Genomic DNA, 13,862 nt, shown 5'->3' with positions numbered 1-13,862 from the left:
CGTCGTGCCTCGCGAGCCAGATTCATAGCGCGTGGCCGCGCGCATTGTTTAGTCGCGGCGAGCCGCCGGTGTGTCAACGCCGAGGCCGCGCGCCGCGTCGTTCACTCAGCGCGCTGTGCGCGCGGCGAGCTGTGCGAACCAGTCTTCGTAGCGCGTGGCCGCGCGCATTGTCCAATCGCGACGATCCGCCGCGGTGTGTCGAACGCTAGCCCGCGTCCCACGCCCTCACTCCCCGCGTTGCGCGAACGCGAACCCATCCTTCCCGTTGCGCTTGACCTCGTACATCGTTTCATCGGCTGCTGCGACGAGCCGCCAGTAATCGTCGACGCGATCCGGGAAGCTCGCGATCCCGATGCTTGCGCGCACGAGCCCGAGCCCCATCTGCTCGTCGGTCTGCGCGACGCAGTTGATCAGCCGCTGCGCGATCGCGGCAAGTTCCGAGTCCGTCTCGAAGCGCGCGACGAGCACGGCGAACTCGTCGCCTCCGATCCGCGCGACCACATCCCCATTCCTTACCGACTGCCTGAAACGCCGCGACACCGCGATCAGAAACTCATCGCCGATACGGTGGCCGAGCGTGTCGTTCACGCGCTTGAAGCCGTCCAGATCAATGTAAAGCACGGCGATCTTGCGCCCCGTTTCCGGCGATGCCGCCGCCGTCGCCTCCAGCGCGGCAAACAGGCGCCGCCGGTTGGGCAGGCCCGTCATGGCGTCGTGGAGCGCGGCGTGCTCGAATTCGTGCGACATACCGGCCAGTTGCCGGTTGCGCTTCGCGTACATGCCGAGCGCAGTGACGAAGACGCCGAACACGATCGCGGACAGCAGGATCAACGTATCCGCAACGCGCGAAATGCGCTCGCGCATCGCGGCGCTCACGTTTTCACGTTGCGCGCGCCAGTAGGACGCGGTCGCATCGAGTGATGCGCTCAAGGTGGTGAGACTGGCGGTGGGTAACAACGAGTCTTTCGGAAGCGGCGGCGCCGGCTGCGGGCTGGCGTTCACGAGGGCGTCGAGCGTGGCGAGGCGCGTGGAGAGGTCGATGCGGGCGCGGCGGTAAGCGTCCGTGGCTGGCGGGGTTGAGAGGGTCGTAGCGGCATCGCGGGCGCTTTCCGCGCGATCAACGGCTTCCAGCACGAGTCCGATGTATTCCTGCTGCAATTGCGCCGAGAAAATAGACCGGACCTGGACGGCCAGGAACAGCAGGCCGATCAACAGGCAAAGGAGGGCGGCGCCCGCCATCGGCGCCGGTCCCGGCAGCCGTGGCATGAAACGCAGCGCCGGCCGGCCTTCAGGGACGGGAATATTCGTCTCGCTGGCTTCCGTTGACATTCTGTCGATAGCTCACGCGGTGGAAAAATGAACCCATGCGGGCGAACAGGCTCTCGTTCGGCTTGGCGCGCGGCGTGGTGTGGCGGCGGTTTTGGGCGGTGTTTTGCGTCGTCTGGGCGCGGCTCGCCTTTGACTGCGCCGTTTGCTGCGCGCGGTTCGCGGCGGCGGCCGGCGTGCCTGCGCGGCCCGGCGCGGCGGGCAAGACGAGCGGAGCGCTCGTGGGTGATGTGTCTGCGCTGGCAAGCGTGATCGGGGCGACCGGGGTGACGGTTTCGGCAGCGGCCGGCGTGACGCCGCGCGATGCATCGACGGTTCCGTACGAAGCCTGCGCCAACGTCGCCTGCGACATGCCCAGCGTCGTGCGCGCGCTCGACAGCGCTTCGACGTATGCAGTCTGCTCGTGATCAAACCAGACGCGATACGCAACCGTCCCCGCGACGCCCATCACCAGCGCACTCGCCGACACGACCCACAGCGCAAGGCGCCCGAAACGCGGCGGTGGCGGCACGGGCAGGCCATCGTCGGAATAATCGATGTCGGCGTCCAGCAGACCTCTGCCGGAGGTCGGCGGCATGTCGTGTCTTGTCATGTCAGCGTCTCCGAAACGGTTCGTCAGACGTTGATGCGCCGGGGGCGCTTGGGCACAGACACGCTTTCACGGCAAAGCGGAACCATTTCGGACTCGTCTGACAGAATCCGATTCGAGCTTATTCAACAGATTTTAACGAGAAAGCGGCGCCAGTAATGCATATTCCGTCAGCCCGGTGCGCCGTTGCGCGAAGTGGACAGCGGGTAATCCCTTGTTGGACGGATGTCACGGCTCGTCAAAGCGTCTGCGCAAGGTCGCGGATTCGGCGCTTTCAGCCCAAAATTGTCAGCAAACTTCGGTCCCGACCAAGCAGCACTGGACGAAGCGCGTCGCTTGTCAATGTGCCGTCCGCCGCGCTATTACCAGCGCGACGCCCCCGAGAATCGCTACCGAAGCGACGACGAGCCGCACCGTCAACGGTTCCCCGAGCAGCACGATCCCGCCGACCGCCGTAATCACCGGCACGCTCAACTGCACCGACGCCGCGCTCGACGCCGTCAATTGTTTCAACGCGGCGTACCACACGATATAACCCGCGCCCGACGTCAACGCCCCCGACACGATCGCATACGCCAATCCGACGCCATCGAACGAAACACTGCTGATCGTCGCGACACTTAGCGCAACCGCAAACGGCACGGCGCGCAGGAAATTGCCAGCGGTTGTCGCGACGGGATCGGCGGCGCTGCGTCCGCGCAGCGAGTAGACGCCCCATGCGGCGCCCGCGCCGAGCATCAGCATCGATACCCCGACCGGCGTCGACAGCGCGGAAACCGCCCTCGGCAGCACGAGCCACACGAGGCCTGCCAGCGCGATCAGCAGCCCCATCCACTGCCGCACGCGCATTCGCTCGCCGTTGACGACGCCATAGCCGATCATCGTCGCCTGGACGGCGCCGAAGAGCAGCAGCGCGCCGGTTCCAGCCGCGAGATGCACGTAAGCCAGAGAAAATCCCGCCGCGTACACGAACAGCGCAAGCGCCGACGCCCAGTTGCCGCCGAGTCGGCCGCCAACGCCGCGCGTCCGGCGGATCACCCACAACACGAGCGCCGCCGACGCGATCCGCACGAGCGTAAACGTCGAAGGATCGATGGCCGTGCCCTTGAGCGCCAGCCGGCAAAGCAGCGAATTGCCCGCGAAAGCGAACATCGCAACGGTGGTCAGCAGGGCGGTTCGCGTGCGCGGCATGGGCGTCGCGGCCGGGGAGGGCGGCGAGATGGAAGGCGACACTTCCAATGTAGGCCGACGACGCGAACAACGGCGGATTTCCGGCCGCATCAACCCGTATGAAACGGCTCCGGCTCGGCTTCATCGACCGCCGTGCCGAAGCGTTCGAATTCCGAGATGACTTGCGCGCCGAAGAGCAGCAGCGTCGCGAGCGCTTCGAGACTGAAGAGCACGACAATCGACGTCGTCAGCGACCCGTAGACGACGCTCACCTGCGAGAGCGTCGCGAAGTACCAAACGAGCACATGCCGCGTGATTTCCCACAAGAGCGCCGCCGTGACGCCGCCGATCAGCGCATGCCGCAGCGACGGCCTTCCGACAGGCATCACGAGATAGATCGACGTCAGCACGAAAATCTCGCCCGCGAGGCCGAGGAGGTAGAGCAGCGCGCGCGAAAACCCCTTCAGCGATACATACTCGCCGAAGAGGTCGATGCTGCTGTCGCCCATCGCCTGCAGGCCGTTCGAGACGATCGTCACGACTAGCATGCCGATACCGAGACACAGGATGTAGCAGTAAGGGAGCAGGGCGGAGAGCAGGAAATGCCGTCGCCGGATCGCGACGCGGTGCACGAAGATCACCGACATCGCGTTTTCCAGCACGGTAAAGGCGAGCGAACTGAAGAAAATCATCGTAACCAGCAATAGCCAGCCGATGACAGCACGATGCGCGAGGAAGTTCGACAATTCCCGAACGACCGCACGCGCCTGCCCTGGCACGAGCCATTCGAGGAGACGCGCGAGGTTATCGAGAAGCGTCTGCTGCCCGACGACGTTCGACAGCGCGATCACGATCAGGATGAGGAGCGGGACGATAGAGAGCAGCGCGTAATAGGCGACCGCGCCCGCGAGCAGCATGCCCTGATTGGCGCGAAACGCCTTCAACGTCTGCACGACGAAGGTGCCCGGATGGCTCGCGATGTTCTGGACGTTCGGACCCAGAATTTTCCATACGACTTTCACATGAGACCTCCGCCGGGGCCGAAGGCCGTCAGGGCGGCCGTCTTCGGCGCCGCGCGGGTTTCGCGCGGCATTCGGACAATAGTGGCCTCTTGCAGCAATTTCTGCACCGCGGGTGCGTGTGGCGGTCAGTTCCGGCGGGCTTCGTCAGGGACCAGATCCTTCTGCGCGGCGACATCGAGCGCCATGTTCCAGAATGCGTCGACTTCGCTCGGCGCGAGGTCAACGGCATCGATGCCGCGCAGGCGGCAAATCAGAGCGAGCGTCTCGCCAGCGGCGGCAAAGGCGTCGTGCATATCCCGAGAGGTGACACGTTTCTTTTTCATGTCAGGATTATCGGCAGGGTGCGGGCAGACTTTAGTCGACCGGGCCGTGCTCATTGCAGCCACTTGCGCACGTCTTCCTCCCACGCGGGCTGGCCGCAGCCGGGCGGATTCTCCGGACCGAGCACCGTGATGTAACCCTTCGTCTTCATGCACGCCTCGTAAGCGCGGACCTGCGTGCAGCGCCCCGCGCCGGCGCTCTTCGCGGCTTGCTTGCAGCCGTCCATCGTGCGGTCCATGCCGGTGAAATCGGCGTTGTCGCTGGCGAGACCCGATGGTGGCGCGCCGCCGCCCAGCGACAACTCGACCGGCCCGGTCTGCGTGCACGCGCACAGGAGAACGGCGACGGCGGCGATCAGGAGGGCGGTCGGTTTCATCGTCGGGTTCCTTGGATGTGGGTCACTGCTTATTATGAGATGCTTTCTCGAGCGGCGGCCCGCGAAGTCCTGAAGAACAATCACCCGGAGTCTGCGATGAAAACGTCGGTGCTCTTCTGCATGTGCGCGTCGATCGTGCTCTCGTGCGGAGCGCTCGCCGCCAATGCCGAGCAGGTTTCGCTCGGGCAGAGCAAGGTCTGCGGGATGCAATCGGCGCGGCCCGACCGCAATGCGGCGGCACTCAAGGAAAACGTCGTCGAAGGGAGAAACGGGCCGATCGCCTACTACCGCTTCGGGCGCGGCACGCCGGTCGTGCTGATCACGGGCTACCGCGCGAGCATCGCCGAGTGGAACGCGTACTTTCTCGGCGAACTCGCACGACATCACGAAGTGATCGTTTTTGACAATCGCGGTGTGGGGCGCTCGGCGGGCGTTGCGGGGCGCTACGGCGTCAATTACGGCATCCCGGACATGGCCGACGATGCCGCCGATCTCATCGCAGCGCTCGATCTTCGGCGCGTGACGATCGTCGGCTGGTCGATGGGCGGGATGATCGCGCAGCAGCTCGTTACGATGCCCGGTCGCCGTTTCGACCGCCTCGTGCTGCTTTCGACCGCGCCGCCTGGCGCGCTGGCGGTGCCGCTCGCGGCCGAAACCGACAAGGTGCTGTCGGGCGGCGGCGGACCGGACGCCTTTGCGAACGTCATGGGCGTGCTGTTCCCGTCGAACGCGACGAGCGACGCGGTGCGCTGCTTCGTCGCCGACATGTTCGCGCCGTCCGGCTACGAGGAGACACGAGTCCCCGACGAAGTCACCGCGCAGCAGCATCGCGCGATGGAGCGCTGGTTTGCTGACGACGAAACCGTTACGGCGCTCAGGCGCGTGCGGCTGCCGACGCTGATCGTCGCGGGCGCCGACGACGAAGTCCTCGCCGACGCCAACGCAGTCGCGCTGAACAGGCTGATCGCGGGTTCGAGGCTGCGCATCGTCGATGACGCCGGGCATGCGCTGATGTTCCAGTATCCGCGCCAGCTCGGCCGGATGATCGACGCGTTCATCGGGCCGTGAGCCGCTCCGCTTACTGCTTCATCTTGCCGGTCGCTTTCCCGGCCGCCGCATCCGACGCCCCTTCCGGCGACATGCCTTTTTCGCGCTGCTGCATCAGCGTGCCGCCGCCCGCGCTGTTTGCGCCTGCATCGGCTTTGCCCGCTTGGGCGCCCGGCTGCGGCGACGGCGGGGTTTTCGCGTCGTTCTGGGCGAACGCGCTGGTGCTCGCGGCGAGGACGAGGGCGCCGAGCAGGATCGGGATATGTTTCATGACTGTCTCCATGTTGTGGGTTCGTAAGCTTGCTCCAGCATCAGTCGTGCCGCGCCGCACATCGACGGCGACTGACATTCCCGGCGAGGTTTGCTAGCGTATGTTCCGTCCCCTAACCGCGCGATTCAAATGGACCTTTTGAGCAGGCTTCTGTCGCTGATGACCGTCAGCGGACGACTCGACGTGCGCTGTCGCTTCGGCGCGCCGTGGGAGATCGCGCACGGCGTCGCGGGCGTGCGCGAGATTCACTATCACATCCTCCTGTCGGGCGAGGCGGTGCTCGAAGACGCCGACGGCGCGCCGCAACCGCTGATCGCCGGCGATATCGTGATGTTTCCGGGCGGCGGCGCCCATCGTCTGCACGATGGCAGCGGCAAGCCGCCAGTTCCGGTCGTCAAGCGCCCCGGCCCCGCGTTCGAGATCGCGGGCAACGGCGCCTCGGGCGACGCTGCTGATCTCCTTTGCGGCCGGTTTCTCCTCGGCGCCATGCCGGACCGATTGCTGCGCGACCACTTGCCAGGGCGGCTCGTCGTGAGGAGCGCGGCGGCGGATTCGTCGGAGCCCGCGAGCGGCTCGCGGCTCGCCCGGCTGATCGGCCTGATGCGCGAAGAAGCCACCGACGAAGGGCCGGGCAGCGAATCGCTGGTCGGCCATCTGTCGGCGGCGCTGTTTGCGCTGACGCTGCGCTTCGCGAGCGAGGGATCGCAGCCGCCGCACGGATTGCTCGCGCTCGCCGCGCGGCCCCGTCTGCAGGCGGCGCTCTCGGCGATGTTCGAGCGGCCCGGCGAGCCGTGGACGCTCGATCAGTTTGCCGCGCTCTGCAACATGTCGAGGGCGACCTTCGTGCGGCAATTCCAGGACGCGATCGGTCGCTCGGCCACCGACGTGCTGACCGAAGTCCGCATGACGATGGCGGGACGCGCGCTCGTGGAGACGAGCGCGCCGGTGGCGGAAATCGGCGAATCGGTGGGGTATCAGTCGGACGCGGCGTTTCAGCGGGTTTTCAAGCGGCAGACGGGCGTGACGCCGGCGCGTTGGCGCGCGTCGGGCGGGCGGGAGTCGAGCGGGGAGGAGCGAGCTGGGGGATGAGCCCCGCTCGCGCAAATAATCTTTTGTTGCAAACGACATTGATCGACGAGCCTGCCGTGCCTAGGATTTTCCCTATGACGCGCCGCTTGTACGGCGCCGGGAGCGAACATGCTGAAAGTTTTGCTGGAAGTGCTGATAGCCGTCGCGGCGATCGCGATTTACCTGTTGCCCGCGATCCTCGCCGATCGCACGAAACGCCGGTCGGTGTTGCTGCTGGCGCTGTTTAATCTGCTGTTCGGGTGGACGGTCGTCGGGTGGTTTGCCGCGCTTTACTGGGCGTTTCATCCCGATAGCGCGCGACGGCTCGGACGTGTCGCGAAGAAAAATCGTCAGGCGGCTGCGCGCCATACGGTCGATGCGATCGTTTCCCGCGCGCAGGCGCGTGGGGCGCGTCGCGCGGGGATCGATTTTGCGCACGGGGGTGCCCGCGGCGGCTCGGAGTAATCGACCTCTGTTCTGTGCTCGAAGCGCTGTTCCGAGGGTGTGGCGGGGACCACGACGCATGAGCATTCGCATCGTCCAGCTTGGAACGGAGCGCGCAGCCGACGAAGGACTGCGCATCGGCACCGTGCGCCGGCCGCCGCGCGGCGTGCCGAAGGCCGAATTCGGCACGCGCAATTACTACGACGTATGGCTGCCGATTCTGGCGCCGAGCGCCGAGTTGATGCCGCAGGGACGCAACGCCGCCGACGATGCCGAATGGTCCGCGTTCGAGCGTAAATACCGCGCGGAGATGAACGCGGGCGATGCGAGCAAGGTGCTGGATTTGCTAGCCGCGCTCTCGGCGACGTCGAACTTTTCGGTCGGCTGCTATTGCGAGGATGAGCGCCGTTGTCATCGCGGGATCTTGCGGCGGTTGCTGAGCGATCGCGGGGCGATGATTATTTGATGGGTTCGGCGAATGGTCGCGTGGTCGCGCGGCGGCATGGATCACTGCTGGTGTGGCGATCAAGTCCGTCGCCATTTGCAGCTCCGAATCCGGATGTCGCGAAGACGGCCTGAGAGAGATATTTTCTAGTTAACTGCTGAATAATTTGAAAGTCGATAATTTATCTTATGTTAAATTATCAAAGTTGAGTAGCTACCAAAGGCATCAACCCGAACGACCGTGTCATCCCATGTCCCGCGCACGCGCAAGCAAGAAATCCCGCTCCTTGGAATTTCGCGTCATCCCCGCTGCGCGCTCGAACTCCTCGCGCGCTTCCTCACGCCGTCCGAGCTTCGCGAGTAGATCCGCGCGCACGCTCGGCAGCCAGTGATAACTCGTGAGCTTCGCCTCGGCCCCGAGCGCGTCGACGATATCGAGCGCCGCCTGCGGCCCGAACGCCATCCCGACCGCGACCGCCCGAGTCAGCTCGACGACCGGCGACGGCGCCACCTGCGCCAACGCGTCATAGAGCGCGACGATCATCGGCCAGTCGGTTACGTCGGCGCTCGGCGCGCGCGCATGACACGCGGCAAGCGCCCCCTGCAACGCGTACGCGCCGCGCGCGCCACCCAGCGCTTCCGAACGCCGCAGCGCTGCCAGCCCGCGCCGGATCAGCAGCGGATCCCAGCGACTACGATCCTGATCGGGCAGCAGGATCGGCCGCCCTTGCCCGTCGACGCGTGCCCGCATCCGCGACGCCTGAATCTCCATCAGCGCGACGAGCCCGTGCACTTCGCTTTCTTCGGGCGCGAGCTCGGCGAGAATCCGCCCGAGCCGCAACGCGTCCTCGCACAACGCCGGACGCAGCAGATCGTCGCCGGCGGTGGCCGAATAGCCTTCGTTGAAAATCAGGTAGATCACTTCGAGCACCGACGACAGCCGCGCTGCGCGCGCATCGGCCTTCGGCACCTCGAACGGCACGCGCGCCGCCGACAGCGTGCGCTTCGCCCGCACGATGCGCTGCGCGATCGTCGGCTCCGGCACCAGAAACGCACGCGCAATTTCATCGGTGGTGAGGCCGCCGATCAGCCGTAGCGTCAGCGCGACGCGCGCATCGATCGACAGCACTGGATGGCACGCCGTGAACACGAGCCGCAGCAAATCGTCGCCGATGTCGTCCTCGCGCGCGGCATCCAGCGAATCGACGAAATCAGGCACGACGTGCTTCTCCAGCGCGTCGAGTTCGCGCCCGAGTTCCTCGTGCTTGCGGGCGTGGAGCGCCTCCTGTCGCAGGCGGTCGAACGCGCGGTTCTTCGCTGTCGTCATGAGCCACGCTCCCGGGTTGTCGGGCACACCCGTCTCGCTCCAGCGCTCGAGTGCCGCGACGAGCGCGTCCTGCGCGAACTCCTCGGCGAGCGCGACGTCGCGCACGATCCGCGCGACGCCCGCAATCACCTTTGCCGACTCGATGCGCCATACCGCTTCGATCGCGCGGTGCGTCGCCTGTTTTGCTGCGTCGCCGCTCACGCCGCTTCCGGGGCCATGTGCACGAGTTCCCAGACATGGCCGTCGATGTCCTCGAAGGCATGGGCGTACATGAAGCCGTGATCCTGCGGCTCGCGCGGCGCAATGCCGCCCGCCGCGATCGCCTTCGCGACGAGATCGTCGACTTCAGCGCGGCTCTCGCACGACAGGCACACGAGTACTTCGATACTGCGTTTCGCATCGACGATTTCTTTCGACGTGAAAGTCCTGAAAAAGTCCTCGACGAGCAGCATCGCGTAAATGTTCTCGCCGATGACGAGGCACGCCGCCTGATCGTTGGTGAACGCCGGATTGAACGAGAGGCCGAGCGCCTTGAAGAACGTCATCGACCGCTTGAGATCGCTGACCGGCAGGTTCACGAAGATTTGCTTATGCATGTTTCAGGTCTCGGGTGGGTGTTATTTGAACGACGATCGGCCCTTTACTGAATCGACATGAAACGGACAAAAATCCGCTCACGTAAAGCAAGGCCCGACCTTGCGCACTTCAACGGTGCACCATTGCGCCGCCGGACATTCTTCGGCGATGGCAACCGCTTCCCCCCGCGTCTCCACACTCAGCAGGAAGAATCCGCCGATCATCTCCTTCGCTTCGGTGAACGGTCCGTCGGTGAGGCGGGGCTCGCCGCCGCGCTTCTGCACGCGCACGCCCTCCTTGTCCGATGCCAGTGATTCGCACGCCTGCAGCACGCCGCGCGCTTGCAATTCCCCCGCGAATTCGAGCATTTCCGCGTACACGCGCCGCCCTTCTTCCTCGCTACGAAGACCACGTTGCTCGCGTGGTTCCACGATCAAAAGCAGATAACTCACGGCGCCTCCAAAAAATTTATGAACGAGCCTCAAGGTAGCGCGGCGATGGTCGTCAAGCAATCATGCCGGCGCTCTACGTTTTCTTAAGACGAATAATTCTTCCGATTGTTGTTACTGTCTGTTACGGCCTTTAACGTACTGTTACCGGCTTCCTTAGTACCATTCGACCACAACGCTTTTCCGTTATTTTTTACCGGAATAGAATCGTCTGTACAGACAAAAACGGTCGAAATTGCTCGTCCACCCGAGTATCGAGGCCGAAACAAGTAAGTTCTATCACGAGCCGTCCAACCGGGCGGCACCGCAATCGTTTGCCCTTACCGGTTTCCTGGCTTGTCTCCCAAGCCTGATCGCCGCTGCGAACGGTCCATGCCGCCGGCTGACGACCTGTCCCTCCGAACCGGGTCTCCGCCTGCTGTGAAATTCGACGCGCGTCTCACGAGCGTCACCGGGCGCCAGTCCGTACGAAACCGATATCCGATGAACAAGCATCCCCTATTCCTTTGTTCGATCGCGCTCGCCATCGCCATCGCCAGCGCGCTCACGGCCTGCGGCGGCTCCGACAGTTCCGACCTCGCCTCGACGGCCAACACGCAAAACGCATCCGGCGATGCCGCCAATCTGAAGGCGACGGCCAACGCCGCCACGCCGCAGAAGATTACGTGTGCGTCGCCGTCGTCGTCGGCGGCAACGTCCGGCAGCGGCAAGATCACCGCCGACACCATCAGCGCCGACAAGACGCGTCTCTACCCGTCCGGCAGTACCTTCAAGCTCGCGATCACGACGCGGGCCGGCAGCGCAGACACGCTCCGCTGGACGATCTCGACGGCCGTCAGCAAGACGGTCGCGAGCGGCAGCTTCGCTGTGCCCGCATCGGCCACGACGACCACCCTCACCTGCACGTCGACGATGGCGGGTTTCTTCGCCGTCACCGCGAACCTCGCGAAGGGCGGCGGCATGATCCAGACGTCGGGCACGCGGCCGAATGGCTTCACGACGTTCGGCGTGCTGCCGGACCTCTCCGGCACGCTCCCCGCGCCCAGCTACGCGCATCAGGAACAGCATCGCTTCGGCATGCAGGGCTTCAACGGCAACGGCCCGGCGCTCGCGGCACTCGGCATCTCGTCGACGATCGACGACCGCCAGATGTCCGTGATGGAGCCGAGCGGCCGCAACACGTTCAACGCATCGGCGAACAATCTCGATCCGTTCTACACGTCGGGAAAGGTGATGCGCCTCGTGCGCCTCGACGGCATCCCCGGCTGGGCGAGCGGCCACGGACTGTCGCCGGATTACGGCTACGTCCCCGTCGACCTGAACTACTTCTCGAACTACCTGGGCCGCGTCGGCGCCGAAACCGAGGCGATCCGTGCGCGCTACTACTCGACGCAGCAGTCGAACTACTATCAGGTGACGTGGGAGCCGTACATCCTCTGGAAGGATACGGACGCGAACTTCGTCGCGCTCTACAAGGCCGCCTACCAGGGCCTGCATTCGAAGGACCCGAACGCCGTTGTAATGGGCCCGGCGGAGCCGTTCCCGTCGCTCACGACCGATCGATTGAAGCGACTCGCGCCGCTCGGCTATGCGAACTACATCGACGGCATCGCGACGCATGGTTACTACGACGCGGGCACGTCGCCGTCGCATCCGCCGGAGCGCCGCCACACCGAGCCGAATCCCGCCGATGCCGCGAACTCGCTGATCAACGAGATGCGCAACCTGCGCGCGGAAATGGCCGCCGACTACAAGCCGGGCATGAAGCTTTTCGTGACGGAAACCGGCATCAGCTATGACCTCGGATCGACCTATAACCCGAGCTATCCGACGTCGAACGTGCTGTTCGCGCATGGCGCGGTCGTGGCGCGCGCGCACCTGATCCTGCTCGGCGAAGGCGCGGACCAGACCTACGTGTTCTTCGGGCCAGACTTCCCGGGCGAGACGGGCTATGGCACGTTTTTCGATCTCGACAACCCGCAGGCCGCGTTCGGCACGACGAACATCAGCCCGAAGCCGGCCGCGATGACCGTCGCCGCGATGACGCGCATCCTCGACGGCACGACGACGCTCGGCCCCGTGAAGAACACGCCGACGGGCGTCTACGCCTACTCGTTCCAGCAACGCGGCAGCGGCGGCAAGGTGGTCACCGCGCTCTGGACGCACAACAACGCGGTGTGGGACGCGAGCGTCGGCTTCAGCACGACGTACAGCAAGGCGTACCAGTTGAGCGTCGATGCGCCGGGTACGAGCGGCACGGTGCAACTGATCGACGCGATGGGCAATCCGTCGAGCGTGCCGTACAGCAACGGCGTCGTGACGGTGACGCTGACGGAGCTGCCGCAGTACGTGGTGTCGACGAACGCCGACGTCGCGAAGAACAACTCGACGAAGCCGGTGGGCTATACGGGCTCGTGAGGCTAATTGTTGCTTGATGGTCTCGAAGGCCCGGAGCGTATCCATGCTCCGGGCCTTTTTCTATAATGGCGCGCATTTTTCATCGCAACAGGACTTGATCATGAGCAATACCGACGACAACGACACGCCAACCGTTCGCGACAGCAACGGCAATCTGCTCGCCAACGGCGACTCCGTGCAACTGATCAAGGACCTGAAGGTCAAGGGCACATCGGTGACACTCAAGCGCGGCACGATCGCGAAAAACATCCGCCTGACGGACGACGACGAAGAGATCGAATGCAACGTCGACAAGGTGAAGGGACTCGTGCTGAAGACCGCATTCCTGAAGAAAGTCTGAGCGCTGTCCCGATAAAGCAGGAGCGTTCGATGCAGCAACTGCCCCACGCATCCCCGCTATCTTGTTATTGACAGCGAATCGTCGCCCGCAGCATACTGTGACTCATGCACGCAAGCCGCCTTCTCTCCATCGTCCCGATTAATTTCCCAATGAACGCCACTGGCGGGTCATCGGGAGAACGCGTGCGCTAGCAACACCTGAGCAAACACATTCGATTTCCGAAGGCCCCGCCGAAAGACGGGGCCTTTTGTTTTATGCGTGCGACTCCGTCTTCCTCGGCTCACAACTGGAGAAGCGCGATGTCCGAAGTGTCACAGCAATCCCAAAAACAAAGCCGCGTTGCGCGCGGTTCGAAGGCGAGGACCGTCGAGTATTTCGACGTGCAGCCGCGCCAGACGCTCTCATGGCGCGTTGCGCGCGATGCCGAACTGCGCGTCGATGAAGCGTCGGTGTGGCTCACGCGCGAAGGCGATCCGTACGACTACTGGCTCCTGCCCGGCGATGTCGCGTGTCTCGCGCGCGGCGAGCGCGTAAGGGTGTCGTCGGATGCGCAGGGGCCACTCGAAGTGTCGCTCCCGACGTACCGGCGCACCGGCATGACGCAGTTCGGACGCTGGCTCGCGAGGTTCTGGCCGCGCGTCGCACGTGGCAGCAACGCGAGTGCGTTCTAGCTC

The 13,862-nt window shown here is 64.8% G+C and carries 17 protein-coding genes; 7 read left to right on the top strand and 10 right to left on the bottom strand.

What is annotated here, in order from left to right; translation table 11 throughout:
• Positions 1 to 225 precede the first annotated feature (225 nt).
• The 6 genes from AWB67_RS09355 to AWB67_RS09335 all read right to left on the bottom strand — a co-directional run bounded on the left by AWB67_RS09355 (position 226) and on the right by AWB67_RS09335 (position 4,804).
• Positions 226 to 1,329, bottom strand: a complete 1,104-nt coding sequence (locus tag AWB67_RS09355; protein WP_200822201.1) for a GGDEF domain-containing protein — start codon at positions 1,327 to 1,329, stop codon at positions 226 to 228.
• Positions 1,289 to 1,918 (bottom strand): hypothetical protein, encoded by a 630-nt coding sequence (locus AWB67_RS09350; RefSeq protein ID WP_125477569.1) that lies wholly within the window; start codon positions 1,916 to 1,918, stop codon positions 1,289 to 1,291. The genes AWB67_RS09355 and AWB67_RS09350 overlap by 41 nt, the downstream gene beginning before the upstream one ends.
• 336 nt (positions 1,919 to 2,254) lie before the next feature.
• On the bottom strand, positions 2,255 to 3,106 hold the full coding sequence (locus tag AWB67_RS09345) for a DMT family transporter (protein WP_087655961.1): 852 nt from the start codon (positions 3,104 to 3,106) through the stop codon (positions 2,255 to 2,257).
• Positions 3,107 to 3,195: 89 nt separating this feature from the next.
• The gene (locus AWB67_RS09340) at positions 3,196 to 4,107 is read right to left on the bottom strand and encodes a YihY/virulence factor BrkB family protein (protein WP_235025089.1); all 912 of its coding nucleotides are present in this window, start codon (positions 4,105 to 4,107) and stop codon (positions 3,196 to 3,198) included.
• Between the two features lie 125 nt (positions 4,108 to 4,232).
• On the bottom strand, positions 4,233 to 4,484 hold the full coding sequence (locus tag AWB67_RS39480; RefSeq protein WP_125477568.1) for a hypothetical protein: 252 nt from the start codon (positions 4,482 to 4,484) through the stop codon (positions 4,233 to 4,235).
• Positions 4,481 to 4,804, bottom strand: a complete 324-nt coding sequence (locus AWB67_RS09335; RefSeq protein ID WP_087655960.1) for a hypothetical protein — start codon at positions 4,802 to 4,804, stop codon at positions 4,481 to 4,483. Before AWB67_RS09335 ends, AWB67_RS39480 begins: the two co-directional genes overlap by 4 nt.
• Before the next feature lie 96 nt (positions 4,805 to 4,900).
• Here AWB67_RS09335 and AWB67_RS09330 point away from each other — a divergent pair, with 96 nt between their 5' ends.
• Positions 4,901 to 5,872, top strand: coding sequence for an alpha/beta fold hydrolase (locus AWB67_RS09330; RefSeq protein ID WP_235025088.1), 972 nt, complete (start codon positions 4,901 to 4,903; stop codon positions 5,870 to 5,872).
• A 10-nt stretch (positions 5,873 to 5,882) separates the two neighbouring features.
• On the opposite strand, the gene AWB67_RS09325 is transcribed toward AWB67_RS09330, so the two are convergent.
• Positions 5,883 to 6,122 carry a hypothetical protein gene (locus tag AWB67_RS09325; RefSeq protein WP_087655959.1) on the bottom strand — a complete coding sequence of 80 codons (240 nt, stop codon included), beginning with the start codon at positions 6,120 to 6,122 and terminating at the stop codon, positions 5,883 to 5,885.
• A 129-nt stretch (positions 6,123 to 6,251) separates the two neighbouring features.
• On the opposite strand from AWB67_RS09325, the gene AWB67_RS09320 reads away from it, so the two are divergent.
• From AWB67_RS09320 to AWB67_RS09310, 3 genes are all read left to right on the top strand, one after another.
• Positions 6,252 to 7,211: an AraC family transcriptional regulator gene (locus AWB67_RS09320; protein ID WP_087655958.1), complete on the top strand. Its 960-nt coding sequence runs from the start codon at positions 6,252 to 6,254 to the stop codon at positions 7,209 to 7,211.
• Positions 7,212 to 7,319: 108 nt separating this feature from the next.
• Positions 7,320 to 7,655, top strand: coding sequence for a superinfection immunity protein (locus AWB67_RS09315; protein ID WP_087655957.1), 336 nt, complete (start codon positions 7,320 to 7,322; stop codon positions 7,653 to 7,655).
• Between the two features lie 58 nt (positions 7,656 to 7,713).
• Entirely contained in the window at positions 7,714 to 8,100 is a 387-nt protein-coding gene (locus AWB67_RS09310) for a DUF488 domain-containing protein (RefSeq protein WP_087655956.1), read from the top strand.
• 222 nt (positions 8,101 to 8,322) lie between these two features.
• Here the strand turns inward: AWB67_RS09310 and AWB67_RS09305 are convergent, their stop codons facing one another.
• From AWB67_RS09305 to AWB67_RS09295, 3 genes are all read right to left on the bottom strand, one after another.
• Entirely contained in the window at positions 8,323 to 9,606 is a 1,284-nt protein-coding gene (locus tag AWB67_RS09305) for an RNA polymerase sigma factor (RefSeq protein WP_087655955.1), read from the bottom strand.
• Entirely contained in the window at positions 9,603 to 10,001 is a 399-nt protein-coding gene (locus tag AWB67_RS09300) for a VOC family protein (RefSeq protein WP_087655954.1), read from the bottom strand. The genes AWB67_RS09305 and AWB67_RS09300 overlap by 4 nt, the downstream gene beginning before the upstream one ends.
• 78 nt (positions 10,002 to 10,079) lie before the next feature.
• Positions 10,080 to 10,433, bottom strand: coding sequence for a YciI family protein (locus tag AWB67_RS09295; RefSeq protein ID WP_087655953.1), 354 nt, complete (start codon positions 10,431 to 10,433; stop codon positions 10,080 to 10,082).
• Between the two features lie 480 nt (positions 10,434 to 10,913).
• On the opposite strand from AWB67_RS09295, the gene AWB67_RS09290 reads away from it, so the two are divergent.
• The 3 genes from AWB67_RS09290 to AWB67_RS09280 all read left to right on the top strand — a co-directional run bounded on the left by AWB67_RS09290 (position 10,914) and on the right by AWB67_RS09280 (position 13,859).
• On the top strand, positions 10,914 to 12,848 hold the full coding sequence (locus AWB67_RS09290; protein ID WP_087655952.1) for a hypothetical protein: 1,935 nt from the start codon (positions 10,914 to 10,916) through the stop codon (positions 12,846 to 12,848).
• Between the two features lie 100 nt (positions 12,849 to 12,948).
• Complete coding sequence (locus AWB67_RS09285; RefSeq protein WP_087656109.1) at positions 12,949 to 13,188, top strand: alkylphosphonate utilization protein; 240 nt, start codon at positions 12,949 to 12,951, stop codon at positions 13,186 to 13,188.
• A 299-nt stretch (positions 13,189 to 13,487) separates the two neighbouring features.
• Positions 13,488 to 13,859, top strand: a complete 372-nt coding sequence (locus AWB67_RS09280; protein WP_159964812.1) for a DUF2917 domain-containing protein — start codon at positions 13,488 to 13,490, stop codon at positions 13,857 to 13,859.
• Positions 13,860 to 13,862 lie beyond the last annotated feature (3 nt).

It is taken from the genome of Caballeronia terrestris, assembly GCF_001544515.1.
In the GTDB taxonomy this organism is placed as follows: Bacteria; Pseudomonadota; Gammaproteobacteria; order Burkholderiales; family Burkholderiaceae; genus Caballeronia; species Caballeronia terrestris.
The sequence above is the reverse complement of the archived record's forward strand: the minus strand, read 5'-3'. Positions and strand labels throughout refer to the sequence as shown.

Coding starts and splice junctions, on each gene's coding strand:
- AWB67_RS09285 (WP_087656109.1), top strand. CDS start 12,949: ATGAGCAATACCGACGACAACGACACGCCAACCGTTCGCGACAGCAAC.
- AWB67_RS09330 (WP_235025088.1), top strand. CDS start 4,901: ATGAAAACGTCGGTGCTCTTCTGCATGTGCGCGTCGATCGTGCTCTCG.
- AWB67_RS09290 (WP_087655952.1), top strand. CDS start 10,914: ATGAACAAGCATCCCCTATTCCTTTGTTCGATCGCGCTCGCCATCGCC.
- AWB67_RS09345 (WP_087655961.1), bottom strand. CDS start 3,106: ATGCCGCGCACGCGAACCGCCCTGCTGACCACCGTTGCGATGTTCGCT.
- AWB67_RS09350 (WP_125477569.1), bottom strand. CDS start 1,918: ATGACAAGACACGACATGCCGCCGACCTCCGGCAGAGGTCTGCTGGAC.
- AWB67_RS09280 (WP_159964812.1), top strand. CDS start 13,488: ATGTCCGAAGTGTCACAGCAATCCCAAAAACAAAGCCGCGTTGCGCGC.
- AWB67_RS09355 (WP_200822201.1), bottom strand. CDS start 1,329: ATGTCAACGGAAGCCAGCGAGACGAATATTCCCGTCCCTGAAGGCCGG.
- AWB67_RS09315 (WP_087655957.1), top strand. CDS start 7,320: ATGCTGAAAGTTTTGCTGGAAGTGCTGATAGCCGTCGCGGCGATCGCG.
- AWB67_RS09325 (WP_087655959.1), bottom strand. CDS start 6,122: ATGAAACATATCCCGATCCTGCTCGGCGCCCTCGTCCTCGCCGCGAGC.
- AWB67_RS09320 (WP_087655958.1), top strand. CDS start 6,252: ATGGACCTTTTGAGCAGGCTTCTGTCGCTGATGACCGTCAGCGGACGA.
- AWB67_RS09300 (WP_087655954.1), bottom strand. CDS start 10,001: ATGCATAAGCAAATCTTCGTGAACCTGCCGGTCAGCGATCTCAAGCGG.
- AWB67_RS09310 (WP_087655956.1), top strand. CDS start 7,714: ATGAGCATTCGCATCGTCCAGCTTGGAACGGAGCGCGCAGCCGACGAA.
- AWB67_RS09335 (WP_087655960.1), bottom strand. CDS start 4,804: ATGAAACCGACCGCCCTCCTGATCGCCGCCGTCGCCGTTCTCCTGTGC.
- AWB67_RS39480 (WP_125477568.1), bottom strand. CDS start 4,484: ATGAGCACGGCCCGGTCGACTAAAGTCTGCCCGCACCCTGCCGATAAT.